The following is a 13,914-nucleotide window of genomic DNA, read 5'->3' on the forward strand; positions in this document are numbered from 1 at the left end:
TGTTTTTACCTTTTCTTTCTTTCGTTAATTGTTACCATTTAATCATAAGCTATTTTGCCCAATAGCTAAAGGGAAATTTTGACTGCCTGCGCCTGGGTTAAAGTCAGTCCCGCCTTGCGCAGATCATCAATAGAAGCTTCCTTGATCTTCTTTAAAGAGCCAAATTCCCGCAAAAGCTTGGTCCGGCTCTTCGGCCCGATACCTTTGATCGAGTCCAGCCGGCTGACCAGGGAGTTTTTTGCATGGGTCTGCCGGTGGAAGGTGATGGCAAAGCGGTGGACCTCATCTTGAATCCGGGTCATTAAGTAAAAGCCTTCTGACTTCGGATCCATTGGAATCAGCTTGAAAGGCTGGCCCTTAAACGGGTCACCGTACAAGAGGTGGTTGGTCCGGTGCTTGTCATCTTTAACCATCCCCGCTACCGGAATATCCAGATTCAGCTCATTTCTTAAGACGTCCTCGCAGGCTTCCACCTGGATCTGTCCCCCGTCCATCAAGATCAGGTCCGGCATTCTTTCATGCTCTTTTAACAGCCGGCTGTAGCGGCGACGGACGACTTCCCGGGTGTTGCCGACTTCATCGGCGCTGTTTTGGTGCTCAACTTCCCCCTTCAGCTTGAACTTCCGGTAGCCGGTCTTAAAGGGTTCTCCGTCTTTAAAGACAACCAGGGCCGAAACTGGGTCTGCCCCCTGAATATGGGAGTGGTCAAAACTTTCAATGTATGACCCGTAAGGCAGACCCAGGGCCTTGAAAATTTCTTCCTGGGCCCCTTTAGTCTTGCGCTGGCCGAGCTCCAGCAGGCGGAATTTGTCATCCAGCTTCAGCTGGGCATTTTCCCGGGCCATCTCCATCAAAGAAGCCTTCTGCCCCCTTTGCGGGGTCCGGACCTTAATACCGATAGCCGCGGCCAGTTCATCCTGGTCGATGCCTTTTGGCACCAGGACTTCCCTTGGCTTGACCCGATTCTTTTGGGCGTAGAACTGGGCAATAAAGGACATGAATTCGTCTTCTGGGTCAGTTTCATCAGTCAAAGGGAACATGTGCGACTCCCGCCGCAAGAGCTTGGCCTGCCGCAAAAAGAAGACCTGGATGGAAATCCAGGACCGGTCCACGTAATAGTTGAAGATGTCTCTTTGGGTATGGTCATTAGAGATGATCTTCTGCTTTTCAACCGTTTCTTCAATATACTTGAGCTGGTCCCGGAGTTCCCCGGCTCTTTCAAATTCCAGGTCAGCTGAAGCTTGCAGCATCTTATTGGTCAAGTCTTTCTTGACTTCCTGGATGTCCCCGTTCAAAAAGCGCTTGATCTTCTTGATCTGCTCGTCATATTCGCTTTGCGGCACTTCCTTAAAGCAGCTGCCCAGGCACTGGCCCATATGGTAGTGTAAAGGCAGGGCCGGCCGGTGTAGCCGCTGCAGCGGCGTAAAGGGAAGACCTTCTGGATGAATTTTAAAGTCGCACTGGCCGCGTAGACGTTGGGGTAAGGGCCAAAATAGTAGCCCTTGTCCTTGTAGACGATCGAGGTCAAGCGGGTCTGGGGATTTTTCTCATTCGTGATTTCGATATAGGGATAGCCCGTCCCCGACTTCAGAGCCACATTGTAATAAGGCTGGTACTTTTTGATTAGGGTGACTTCCAGCAAAAAGGCTTCCTTGTCAGAATCCACCACAATGATGTCATAATCGGCAATATTCTTGACCAGCTCGGCCCGGCGGCCCTCCTGGCTGCTCTTGAAGTAGGACCGGACCCGGTTTTTCAAGTTTTTGGACTTGCCAACATAGATGACCTTACCTTTGACGTCCTTCATCAGATAACAGCCGGCCTTTTCCGGCAGCAATTTCAATTTGTTTTCAATCAATTGACTCGCCATGTCTGCCTCCCCGCGATTCATTTACCGTACGATTTTATCACGAAAAGTATTATTCTAACACCGATCCGCCTATAATCGCAAAAATATTTTAATGATTTTCCATGACCAAACCGGGACAAAATAAGGTCCTCTTAACAATAATCCTTTTATAGCTAGTCTTGTTCTACTTTTAGTCCAAAATAAACTTTTTCCTCGGAAAATGGCTGTCTTTTGTCCCTGCATCACGTATAATAATATTGTTAAGACTATAGGATTTAGGAAGGCAAGATTTCATGAAGAACTTCTACTTGAACCATGACAGCAACATGGATGACTTTACTTCACTTTTGCTCATGCTTTTGGCACCAGGCATCAAGCTGATCGGGGTCGGGGTAACCGACGCCGACGGCTACGTTGAACCAGGCGTTTCCGCTTCCCGGAAGCTGATCGACCGCTTCAACCAGCGCGGCGACAAGCTGGAAGTGGCCAAGTCCGACTCCCGGGCAGTCCACCAGTTCCCGGAAGCCTGGAGAGTGTCAGCTTTTTCCGTGGACCACTTCCCGATCTTGAATGAAAAAGGCATGGTTAAAACGCCAGTTGCCGCAAAGCCGGCCCACCTGGACATGATAGACAAGATCCATGCTGCTGACGGCCCGGTTACCCTGGTCTTTACCGGTCCGCTTACTGACTTGGCCCGGGCCCTGGAAATTGACCCAAGCATCCAAGACAAGATCGAGGAACTTTACTGGATGGGCGGGTCTTTGAACGCCCACGGTAACGTTTATGCCCCATGCGCTGACGGGACCCAGGAATGGAATGCCTGGTGGGACCCGGAAGCCTGCAAGACGGTCTGGGACTCCAAGATCAAGATCCAGCAGGTCGGCCTGGAATCAACCGAAGAACTGCCTTTGACCGATGAAATGCGCCAGCACTTTGCATCCAACCGCAAGTACCCGGCCTTTGAATTCCTGGGCTATGTCTACGCCCTGGTCAACTCCTTTGAAGTCGACTCAACTTACTACCTCTGGGACGTTTTGACCACCATGAGCGCCCTTTACCCGGAAATCGCCACGACCCGTGACACCAAGTCTGACGTCTACACTGACGGCGACCGGGCTGCCCGCTTCTTTGAAACTGAAAATGGCCGGCCAATTACCCTGGTTACTTCCGCTAACTACGACAAGTTCTGGGAACGCTTTGACGACCTGTGCGAAAAGGCCAAGCTTTTCTAAAAAATAAAGCAGTAATAACGATTAAAACCTTCAGAAGATTTCCTTCTGAAGGTTTTTTATCCATATTTTTTTATTACGGCTAGCATGGCCTTTCCATAGTTGGCCAGTTTGGCATCCCCGACCCCGCTGCACTGGAGCAGCTCTTCCGGCGTTTGCGGTTTCCTGGCTGCCATATCCCGCAAAGACAAGTCGGAAAAGATGACAAATGGCGGCACTCCCCGCTTTTGGGCCAGGATCCGGCGGGCCTTTCTGAGCTCTTCAAAGAGGACCTGGTCACCGCCTGTTTCAGCAAGCTGCTCGCTTTTGACTTCCTGGCGCCTTTTGACTCTGGCCTTGCCGTCCAAAACGTCCCAGCCCCGGTTGGTTACATGGACCAAGGGATAGCGGTCCCCCACCAGCTGCAGGTAGCCCTTTGAAACCAAGTAGTCGACCAGGCTGCTTACATCAGCCTGCTTTTTCCCCTTGAGCAGGCCGTAGTGGACACACTCATCAGCCCTGATCTCACTGATCTTCTTGACTTTGGACCCAGTCACGGCCTGGGCAACGATTTTTTTGCCATAGCGGCCGTCTAAGTCATAGACCATGCCGATAATAGCCTGGGCTTCGGCCGTCACGTCCTGGAAGTCGCCGCTGTTTAAGCAGTTGCTGCACTTGCCGCAGGGCGGGCAGTCCTGGCCAAAGTAGCGGACGATAAATTGCTGCAGGCACTCGTCTGTATTGGCATAGTCGCTGATCGTCTGCAGCTTTTGGTACTGGACCTGCCGGTAGGACTCATCAGCTTCAGAATTGTCGATAAACCAGCGGAACTGGCGAAGATCACTGGGGTGAAAAAGCATCACGGCCTCACTCTCCAGACCGTCACGGCCCGCCCGGCCGGCTTCCTGGTAATAGGCCTCCAGGTTTTTGGCGCTGTTTGCATGCAGGACAAAGCGGACATTGCTCTTGTCGATCCCCATGCCAAAAGCATTCGTAGCCACGATCAAGGGAATCCTGTCATACTGGAAGTCGTCTTGGACCTGGGCCCGTTCCTCATTGGACATCCCCGCGTGGTAGGCGGCAACGTTAAAGCCCTTCCGGCGCAAAAATTCGGTCAGCCCCTCCACCTTTTTCCGGGTGTTGGAATAAATAATGCCCGCCTCACCCCGGTGCTGCTTCAAGTAGTTGACGATATAGGCCCGGCTGTTTTTCGGCGCGTTGACCAGCTTGAAGTGGAGATTTTTTCTTTCAAAACTGGTGATGACGAAATTCTCCTCGGAAATGTCCAGCTGCTGGCCGATGTCCTCTCTGACCGCCTTAGTGGCCGTAGCTGTGAGGGCCAGAACATTGGGATGGGTATGGAGGGCATTGATCCCGTCCTTTAGCTTCCGGTAGGCCGGCCGGAAGTCATGCCCCCACTGGGAAATGCAGTGGGCTTCATCGATGGCGACCAGGTTGACCTCCAAAAAGTTGAGCTGGTAGCGGAAATAGTCCATCTCCATCCGTTCCGGCGTCACGTAGAGCAGCTTGATTTTCCCTTCATAGCAGGCTCTTAAGATGGGATTGACGTCTTCCTGGGCTGTGGAGCTGTTAAGTGCCGCGGCCGGTATCCCGTACTCGCGCAGGCTGTCAACCTGATCCTTCATCAAGGAGATCAAGGGTGAGATCACCACAGTCGTACCGGGAATCATCAAGGCCGGGATCTGGTAGCAAAGCGACTTCCCGCCCCCGGTCGGCATGACTGCCAGGACATTTTTTTCCTGGAAAACTTTTTCAATAATTTCACTTTGGCCCGGCCGGAAACTGTCATAGCCAAAATACTTCTTTAAGACCTGCTGTGGATCAAGCAAGCTCTCTACCCCCTTTAATTCGCTTTACAGTAGCTAACACTTAATGATAACGAAAAAGATGCAAAAGCATCTTTTAGTTGACCCGGTTGACCGGCACTCCGTCGACCAGGAAGGAGACAATATTGTGGCTGGCTTCTTTCAAGACGTTGCGCCGGGACTCACGGGTAGCGCTGCCGGCATGCGGGGTCAAAATCACATTGTCCATCTGGCAGAATTCCTTGTTGAAGTCCGGTTCTTCTTCAAACACGTCCAGGCCCGCCCCGGCAATCCGCTTGCCCTTTAAGGCCCGCAAAAGCGCCGCTTCATCGACCAGGCTGCCCCGGGAAGTATTGATCAAAAAGGCCGTCGGCTGCATCATGCTCAAGGCTGCTTCATCAATCACGTGGTAGGTTTCCGCCGTGGCCGGAGCGTTCAAGCTGACATAGTCGGCCTGGCTGAGCAGGTCGGCAAAGGGCACGTAGCTGACTCCCAGGGCCCGCTCTTCATTTTCCGGCAATTGGTGGCGGTTGTGGTAGAGAATATTCATCCCGAAGGTCCGGGCATAGCTGGCCAGGGTCTTGCCGATTCTCCCCATGCCGAAGATGCCCAGGGTCTTGCCGACCGGGCTCTGCCCCTGGTTTTCGAGCAAGCCTGTGTCCAAAAAGTTCCCTTGCCGCATCTCTTGATTGTAGAGGGCCAATTTCCGGCTGAGAGCCAAAAGGAGGGTAAAGGCCATTTCCGCCGTCGGCTGCATGACGCTGGCCGGGCAGTTGGAGACGATGATCCCCTGGCTGCTGGCATAGTCCACGTCGATATGGTCATAGCCAACTCCGGTCGCGGAAACGATCTTGAGCTTTTTGCCCGCGTCCAAAAGTTCCTGGTCAACTGGCAGCTTGCCGGTGATCAAGGCATCAAAATCCCCTAGGTTAGCCAGGTACCAGTCCTTGCCGGCACCTGCCGGAGCAAAGGTCACTTCACATACTTTTTCCAATTCGGGCAGCTGCTTGACCGCCAGGCCCGCCACCAAAACTTTTGCATTTTCCATCTTAAGCATCTCCCTCAAACAGCGGATCGCGGCTGGCCTTTAAAGCCGCCACGTGGTCTGCCTTGAAATAAATTCTTTTCGCGTTGCCATAATAAACATCAGCCAATTTCGCTTCTGAAAAAATCCCTGCGTCTTCCAGCCAGGAATAAAGCTGGCCGTAATCATTGAAAGTGGCTGACCAGGGCGCGTCGCTGCCCCATAAGAGCCTTTTGGCCCCCACGATTTCCTTGGCCAGGCCCACCGCTTCCTGGCAGAAGTGGTAAGGATAAGTCTGCTCATCCGCGATGTCTTGCAGGGCGGCCAGGTCAAAGCTGATATTCGGCAAAGGAGCAAAAAGAGCCAGTTCTTTTTCCAGCAAGTCCAACTTGCCAGGCTTTGGGAAAGACAAATGGCAGAGGACAAAGTCCAAATCTGGATAACGCTTAGCCAGCCGGGCCAAGGACCGGGGCTGGTGGCTGGCCTGGTTGCTGTCGCCGTAGTCCACGGCCACCGCGAAGACTGGGTAAGAACTGAGATAGTCCAAAATTTTGCCCAAGCGGTCGTCTTCTGCCAAGTCAAAAGACAAATGGTAGCCCATAAGGCCGCCGGCCTGGCTGACTTCCAGTTTCAAAGCCCGAAAGCCCAGGTCTTCAACATGGCGCTTGACGATTTTTTCCGCTTCACTGGCAAAGGGATCAACGGAAAAAGCCGGGGCAAAGCGGTCCGGGGCGGCCTTGGCTGCCTGCCAGCTGTAATAATTTTGAAAGCCATACAGGCTTCCCTGCAAAAGGACGCCCTTGGCCACATCATGGTCTTCCATTACTTTCCTGGCGGCGTCTGCTCGAAAAGCGTCATCACCCCAGCCGGCGAGAGGCGGGGCTTAATGCCGCTATCCCAGACAACCAGGCCATTTCCCAAGGCATTGCTGCGGCCATTTCCCTTGTAGCTAGCCAGGTCCCGCACCAGGTGCAGGTGGGCATCAATTTTCTTCATTATTCGTCTTCCAATCTTTTTCGCGAAACTCTTACCCTTAGTATAGTGAAAGCGGTTCATTTAGCAAAAGTTTCAGAAAAAAATAAAAGGTCTTTCACCAGGTAAAAGGCCTCTTACTTCATTTCTTTTAATTCTTCTTTTCTGCCAGCCTAGCCAAAGTCAGTTCGAGCAAGCGGTCAGCCACGGCCTGCTTGCTCATCCGCGGCCAAGGGTCCAGCTCCTTGCCTTGTTCCAGGATCGTTACCTGGTCCTCGTCGCCGCCAAAGGCATCCCCGCTGACGTCATTGGCCACGATCAAGTCAGCGCCTTTCTCTGCCAGCTTCCGGCTGGCATTGGCCAGAAGGTCATTAGTTTCAGCCGCAAAGCCGATGACCACTTGGTCCGGCCTTTTCTTTTGGGCCATTGTCTTTAACAGGTCCGGATTCTTGACCAGCTGCAGGGTTATTTCCTCTACCCCGGCCTGCTTCTTTAGCTTGTGGTCAGCGGCTTCCTTTGGCCGCCAGTCGCTGACGGCTGCCGCCATCAACAGGGCATCAGCAGCCGGGAAAAGTTCTTCCAGCTTCTCCAGCATGGCCTGGGCCGACAGGGCGGGATGGAGGTGAATCCGGGCATCCCTTGGCAGGGAAACTGAGACGTTGCCGTAAATCAAGTCCACCTCGGCCCCTCTTTTGGCCGCGGCCTCTGCCAAGCGGAAGCCCATCTTGCCGCTTGACCGGTTGCCGATAAAGCGGACCGGGTCAATAGCTTCCAGGTTGCCCCCCGCAGTGACGACGATTCGCTTGCCTTTGGCTGGCAAGTCAAGCTGGTCATTAACCCAGGCCAGGATCTCTTCAGCTTCCGGCATCCGGCCCTTGCCGGCATAGCCTTCAGCCAGTCGGCCCACGGCCGGTTCCATGATCCGGTCGCCGCCCTCCTTTAACAAGCGGAGATTGCGCTGTACAGCAGGATTTTCCCACATATGGCTATTCATTGCCGGCACGATCAAGCGCGGGCAGTGTAAGGCCAAAAGGGTGGTTGAAACGGCATCATCCCCGATCCCCTGGGCCAGCTTGGCCAAGATATTGGCATCAGCCGGCACGACCAGGGCCAGCTGGCTCCAGTCAGCCAAGTCGATATGGGCGATTTCCGCCTGCCGGCCTGGACTGAACAAGTCGTCTAAAACCGGCCATTTCGTTAAGGCCGCCAAAGTTGCCGGACCAACAAAACGTTCACTCTTGGCCGTCATCGCTACCCGGACTTCATGGCCCGCCTTCTGCAGGCCCCGGACAACGCTCACGGCCTTATAGGCAGCTATGCCGCCAGTCATATAGACCGAAATTCTTGCCATTATCGCTCGCCTTAGTAGATTTTGCGTTCCTTAACGATGGCTTGTGCCCAGTCCGCGAAGCTGGCAGCTGCTTCAGCGTCCTTCAAGATAACCAAAAGAGTATCAGTCCCGGCGATCGTGCCGACCACGTCATCGTTGTCAATATCGTCAATTAATCCTGCCAAAATTGGCGCGTAAGTCAATTTCATGCTGGTTTGAATGACAACGGTAAACTGAACGGCAGTTACAGTTGCCACCCGTTCGCGGATCGCGTCTTTCAGCTGCCTTTCCCGGTTAACAGCAGCTGATGGCGCCTTGACGTAGTAGCTGCGGCCGTCATCATCTGGCACCTTGCTGATGTGCAAGGCGCGAATGTCCCGGGAAATAGTAGCCTGGGTCGCGTTCGCGCCATGGGCTTGCAACAAGAGCAGCAATTGTTCCTGGGTTTCAATCTTGTTGGTCTGAATCAGTTCGTAAATCAGCTGTCTTCTTTCTTTGTAATTCATAATTATTTCCCCTTAATATTATATTTAAGCGTTTTAGATACCTTTAATTTTAACGCACTTTTATATTTCAATAAAGCTGTTATTTAATTCTTCTTGAATTATCCGACTTTCTTCGATCAATTTTTTCTGCAATTATCCCAAACAACATTGACATTAGCCAATAAAAAATGCCTTGAAGCAAGTTCAAGGCATTTAATATCATTTATGTAAAATGAAAAACTACATTTCGTCTGGTGCCTTGACATCCAGCAAGTCCAGGGCTGACTTGATGACATGGCTGACCGCTTGGACAACGGCCAAACGAGCCTTCTTGACATCTTCGTCAACGTCATCAACCAAAATTCTGGTGTGAGCGTAGTACTTGTTGAAGCGCTTGGCCAATTCCAGGGCGTACTTGGCAATTGCGCTTGGGTCGTAGGTTTCCATGGCCTTTTGGATGGTGTCGGCGTAGCGGCCCATGAAGGAGACCAGGTCCCATTCTTCAGCACCGATCTTGGTCAAGTCAGCGTCTGAGAAGTCGGTAATGCCGCTCTTTCTCAAGAGGCTTTCGCCACGGGCCCGGGAATATTGCACGTAAGGGCCGGTTTCACCTTCGAACTTAACGACTTCTTCCAGGTTGAAGTCGACTGGGTTGCGGCGGTAGTTCTTCAAGTCGTGGAAGACAACCGCTCCGATACCGACTTGCTTGGCAACTTCGTCAGCGTTCTTCAAGCCCACGTTCTTTTCAGAAATCTGCTTGCGGGCCAGGTCAACTGATTCGTTCAAAACGTCTTCCAGGTTAACGACGTTACCCTTTCTGGTAGACATCTTCTGGCCGTTGATGCTCATCAGACCGAAGCTGATGTGAACAATGTCGTCAGCCCAGTCAAAGCCCATTTCCTTCAAGCAGGCACGCAGCTGCTGGAAGTAGACTTCCTGTTCCTGGCCGACAACGTAGATGGACTTGTAGAAGCCATAAGTCTTCTTCCGGTACATGGCAGTTGCTAGGTCACGGGTGATGTAAGTTGAAGTCCCGTTACTCTTGATAACCATCAAAGGCGGCAGGTTGTACTTTTCAAGGTCGACGATTTCAGCACCTTGGCTCTTAACCAAGAGACCCTTTTCCCGCAGGATTTGGATTGGTTCATCCATCATTTGGGCACTGAAGGCTTCACCAGTGAAGGAGTCGAAGTGAACGTCCAGCATGTTATAAACCTTCTTGAACCGTTCCAGGGAAACTTCTCTGAACCAGCTCCACAAGCGCTTGGCTTCTTCATCGCCGTGTTCCAGCTTAGAAAACCATTCCCGGCCCTCTTCATCGTATTCCGGGTGTTCTTCAGCTTCCCGGTTGATTCGGACATAGTAAGACAAAAGGGTGTTGATTGGGTCCTTTTCGATGTCGGCGTCGTTGCCCCACATCTTGTAGGCAGCTATCATCTTCCCGAATTGGGTGCCCCAGTCACCCAGGTAATCGATTCTGATCGGCTTGAAGCCTTCCTTGGCCAGAATGCGGGCAATAGCTTCACCGATCATGGTTGACCGCAGGTGACCCATTCCCATTGGCTTGGCAATGTTAGGTGATGAGTATTCAGTTAAAACGTTCCGGCCGTGGCCCAGGTCACGGGCACCGTAGTTTTCAGGGTCAGCCAGGATTTCCTGCAAGATGGCCGCCCCGGTCTGGCTCTTGTCCAGGAAGAAGTTGATGTATGGGCCAACTGCTTCCACCTTTTCAAAGCTGCCTTGGTCGATCTTCTCAGCCAGTTCAGCCGCGATCAGGTTTGGCGCCTTGCGCATGGTCTTGGCTAAAGTAAAGGTTGGAAAAGCGTAATCCCCCAGCTTTTCGTCCTTTGGCCGTTCAATCTTGACATCAATGTCATCCAGTGACCAGTCAGGCAAAACCGCCTGTAAAGCTTCTGCAACAAGTTGTTTACCGTTCATAAAATACCTTCTTTATTTCCTATGTCTAAAAAATTGAATAAAAATTACTCAGCGCCCGCTTGACCCATCGCTGATGCAAATTTTAGTTTATGCTTCCTACTAATCTCATGGAGTGTGACAAAACGCTTTGTAGTCTCATTTATTTTTACTCTGTATATTATAGCAAGAGATTAGAGGATATGACAACAGATTTTAACAATTTCATTATACTATTTATACAGACTGCATGCATTCTATGCGCTTTCCGCTTCCATCGTCAAGCGCCCGCCCGGATACTGGCGTCTGATCAGTTCATGTACGTTCTTGATCATCTGCCTGCTTGAAGGAGCCAGCCGTTGCTGGTTTGAGGTTACCAGGGCGATCTTCCGGTAAAAGGGAGTGCTGAAAGGCAGGATTCTGACTTCCCCCTGCATCTTCTGCAGGGCCAAAGCCGGCAGGATCCCCAGCCCCAGGCCCGCTTCCACCATAGCCACGATTGACTGGTCGTCGATAGAAAAGCGAATAGCCGTTGACTTAATTGAGTAGTGGTCAAGCGCGGCCTTGGTATCCAGGTCGTAGTCGCTTTGCTGGAGGATAAAGTTGCAGTTGACCAGGTCTTCCTCACTGACGCTGTGGCCGTTTTTGACCTGGAAGTCTTTGGGGGCAATGCAGTAGATTTCGTCTTCCAGAATTTTTTCGCAGCTAATCCCCTGCTCATTTTCCGGCAGCATGGTCAGGCCCAGGTCCAGCTGGCCGCTTTTCACAGCCTGGGTAATTTCACTGAAGCCAGCCTGGCGGACGGAAATCTTGATCTGGGGGTACTTTTTAGCAAAATTCCGGATTAAAGGCGGCAGCCAGTTGATGCAGGCCGAAGAGAAGGCCCCGATCCGGATCAAACCGGTGTCCAGGCCCTGGATCTGCTGGGCGACCTGCTCCAGTCGGCTCTGGTCATTGATGATTTCATGGATCAAGGGAAGGATTTTCTCCCCATCCGGGGTCAGTTTAACCCCGTTTCTTGACCTAACAAAGACCGGAAAGCCCAGTTCGGTTTCCAGCTGGTTGACCGAGTGGCTGATGGCCGACGGGGTCACGTTCAAGACTGCGGCAGCCTTGTTGAAGGTTCCCTGGTCGATCACTGTCTGGAAGACTAGATATGGAAATGGCAGCATTTGCCCCTCCTAACATGAAAATATTTCACTTAAAACCAAAAAAGTTTAGTTTTATTATTCTTACTCCAGCAATTATAATATAGTCAACGCGGAAATGACAATATAATTTAGGAGCAAAGAAAAATGTTAAGCAAGCTTTTTGCCAAAAGAATCAAAACTCAAAATCCATCCCGCCTACAAGGGCTCTTCCCGGAAAGCAATTTTTCCGACAACATCTCCTTTGGGGGCGGCTGCCCGGACGAAAGCCTCTTCCCAAGCCAGGCTTTGCAAGCTGCTTACCAGAAGGCCGTTGACCAGGAACAGGCCCACTCCTTCCAATACCACGACGTTAAGGGGCCAGACAACTTGCGCGACTACCTGGCAAACCGGGCAGGGCAGCAGGGAATCAAGGCTAACGCTGATGACATCCTGCTGACGGCTGGCGGCCAGCAAGGGATCGACCTGGTGGCCAAGCTTTTCCTGGGGACAGGCGACGAAATGGCCGTTGAAGCACCAAGCTATGTCGGCGCCCTGGCTGCTTTTGACAATTACGAACCAGTCTACCATGAAATTCCTTTGGAAGACGACGGGGTCAACCTGGACTACTTTGAAGAAGTGCTGAAAGAGCACCCGGCAATCAAGCTCTTCTACACGGTGCCAGACTTCCACAATCCAACCGGGATCACCATGTCCCTGACCAAGCGCCAGCGCCTGGTTGACTTGGCCAACCGCTACAACTTCGTCATCTTGGAAGACACCCCTTACCGGGACCTGTGCTATCATGGGGAAAGCCTGCCAAGCATCAAGAGCTTTGACACGGAAGGCAGAGTGATTTTCCTGTCCAGCTTCTCTAAGATTCTTTCCCCAGCCTTCCGTTTAGGCTGGCTGGTAGCTGGTCTGGAAATCAAGGAACAGCTGGTCAACCTGAAATTGTCAGCTGACCTGGAAGTGCCATACTTAGCTGCTGGTACCGTAGCTGCCTACCTTGCAGACAATGACCTGGACCAGCATATTGATCAGTTGAAGCAGGTCTACCGGGTCAAGCTGGATGCTATGGCTAAAGCCTTAAAGACTTACCTGCCAGCTGATGCCAAGATCAGCCAGCCGGAAGGCGGCTTCTTCTTCTGGGTTGAACTGGACGATGAAATTGATACCAGACAGCTTTTGCTTAATGAAGCCGTGCCAAAAGAGCACCTCATCTACGTGCCTTCGGCTAGCTTCTATCCTAACTGGGACAAGAATAACGGCCTCCGGGTCAGCTTCACCGGCTCTAGCCTCAGCCAGATCGATGAAGGAGCTGAGCGCTTAGGCAGAATCCTCAGCCCGGCCCAGCTGAAAATGTCAATCTAGATAAAGTAAATACTATTTGCAACTGTCCAAGACTTGGGCGGCTTTTTGCGGCTAACTATCTGTCAATCTATTGTAGGCTATTTTCTGGCTAAAAAGCAATTTCTATTCTTTCAATCTTACCCTAATTTTAATTTAAAAAATAAGATCCACCAGGTCGGCTTTGATTCGGAAGAAGTACGGCAGTTTTTCTTTGAAACTGCCAAGGAAATCCTAGCCTCTAAGCCAGCTGACATGGACATCACCCTGCATTTCTGCCAGGGCAACCTGCGGTCAAAGAAATTCTATGACGCCAAATATGATGGCTTGGTCGACACCATCTTCCAGCTACCCTTCAGCGGCTTCTTCATGGAATTCGATGATGAAAAATACTGTAACTTCGCACTTTTAGAAAAGCGGCAGGGGCAAAAGATCGTGCTTGGCTTGGTCAACACCCAGTCAGACGAGTTGGAAGACAAGGAAGTCTTACTTAAGCGCCTGGAGGAAGCCAATAAGCACGTTGATCCAAAGCAGATCTGCATTGCTACCCAATACGTTTTTGCCTCAACAGAAGCCAGCAATTTAATCAGCGAAGAAGGACAGTGGCGTAAGCTCGACCTGGTTCATGAACTGGTCGAAAGTCTTAATGCCTAATATGCTCTCAGGCCCTCCTAAATGGAGGGCTTTTTACTTGGTAAGAAGAAGAAAGAGAGAAAACAAAAAGAGCCAGACTTCCGTCTGACTCTTAATTCGCGCGGCAGCTTCCTATCCTCGCAGGCAGTTTCCCACCAACTACTTTCGGCGTTAAGAAGCTTAACTACTGTGTTCG

General features: G+C 51.6%; 9 protein-coding genes and 2 pseudogenes. 3 read left to right on the top strand and 8 right to left on the bottom strand.

From position 1 onward, the window contains the following. Positions 1-65: 65 nt before the first annotated feature. A pseudogene (gene uvrC, locus FD23_RS04130) lies at positions 66-1,870 on the bottom strand (excinuclease ABC subunit UvrC). 272 nt (positions 1,871-2,142) lie between these two features. Between uvrC and FD23_RS04135 the strand changes: the two are divergent. Beyond that, positions 2,143-3,081, top strand: coding sequence for a nucleoside hydrolase (locus tag FD23_RS04135; RefSeq protein ID WP_025895661.1), 939 nt, complete (start codon positions 2,143-2,145; stop codon positions 3,079-3,081). A gap of 56 nt (positions 3,082-3,137) precedes the next feature. On the opposite strand, the gene recQ is transcribed toward FD23_RS04135, so the two are convergent. From recQ to FD23_RS04170, 7 genes and pseudogenes are all read right to left on the bottom strand, one after another. Continuing rightward, the gene (gene recQ, locus FD23_RS04140; protein WP_052933624.1) at positions 3,138-4,907 is read right to left on the bottom strand and encodes a DNA helicase RecQ; all 1,770 of its coding nucleotides are present in this window, start codon (positions 4,905-4,907) and stop codon (positions 3,138-3,140) included. Positions 4,908-4,980: 73 nt separating this feature from the next. Beyond that, positions 4,981-5,931: a 2-hydroxyacid dehydrogenase family protein gene (locus FD23_RS04145; RefSeq protein ID WP_052933623.1), complete on the bottom strand. Its 951-nt coding sequence runs from the start codon at positions 5,929-5,931 to the stop codon at positions 4,981-4,983. Position 5,932: 1 nt separating this feature from the next. Next, a pseudogene (locus FD23_RS04150) lies at positions 5,933-6,903 on the bottom strand (amidohydrolase family protein). 127 nt (positions 6,904-7,030) lie between these two features. Then, positions 7,031-8,230: a bifunctional phosphopantothenoylcysteine decarboxylase/phosphopantothenate--cysteine ligase CoaBC gene (coaBC, locus tag FD23_RS04155; protein ID WP_013439373.1), complete on the bottom strand. Its 1,200-nt coding sequence runs from the start codon at positions 8,228-8,230 to the stop codon at positions 7,031-7,033. A gap of 11 nt (positions 8,231-8,241) precedes the next feature. Beyond that, complete coding sequence (locus FD23_RS04160) at positions 8,242-8,715, bottom strand: arginine repressor (RefSeq protein WP_002879191.1); 474 nt, start codon at positions 8,713-8,715, stop codon at positions 8,242-8,244. Between the two features lie 219 nt (positions 8,716-8,934). Then, complete coding sequence (argS, locus tag FD23_RS04165; protein ID WP_025895662.1) at positions 8,935-10,632, bottom strand: arginine--tRNA ligase; 1,698 nt, start codon at positions 10,630-10,632, stop codon at positions 8,935-8,937. Positions 10,633-10,865: 233 nt separating this feature from the next. Continuing rightward, positions 10,866-11,780 carry a LysR family transcriptional regulator gene (locus FD23_RS04170; RefSeq protein ID WP_025895663.1) on the bottom strand — a complete coding sequence of 305 codons (915 nt, stop codon included), beginning with the start codon at positions 11,778-11,780 and terminating at the stop codon, positions 10,866-10,868. Positions 11,781-11,903: 123 nt separating this feature from the next. On the opposite strand from FD23_RS04170, the gene FD23_RS04175 reads away from it, so the two are divergent. Both FD23_RS04175 and FD23_RS04180 read left to right on the top strand, forming a co-directional pair. Beyond that, positions 11,904-13,109 (top strand): aminotransferase-like domain-containing protein, encoded by a 1,206-nt coding sequence (locus FD23_RS04175; RefSeq protein ID WP_052933622.1) that lies wholly within the window; start codon positions 11,904-11,906, stop codon positions 13,107-13,109. Positions 13,110-13,340: 231 nt separating this feature from the next. Next, on the top strand, positions 13,341-13,739 hold the full coding sequence (locus FD23_RS04180; RefSeq protein WP_025895665.1) for a uroporphyrinogen decarboxylase/cobalamine-independent methonine synthase family protein: 399 nt from the start codon (positions 13,341-13,343) through the stop codon (positions 13,737-13,739). Positions 13,740-13,914: the final 175 nt, after the last annotated feature.

This window comes from Lactobacillus delbrueckii subsp. delbrueckii DSM 20074 = JCM 1012 (assembly GCF_001433875.1).
GTDB classification, from domain to species: domain Bacteria; phylum Bacillota; class Bacilli; order Lactobacillales; family Lactobacillaceae; genus Lactobacillus; species Lactobacillus delbrueckii.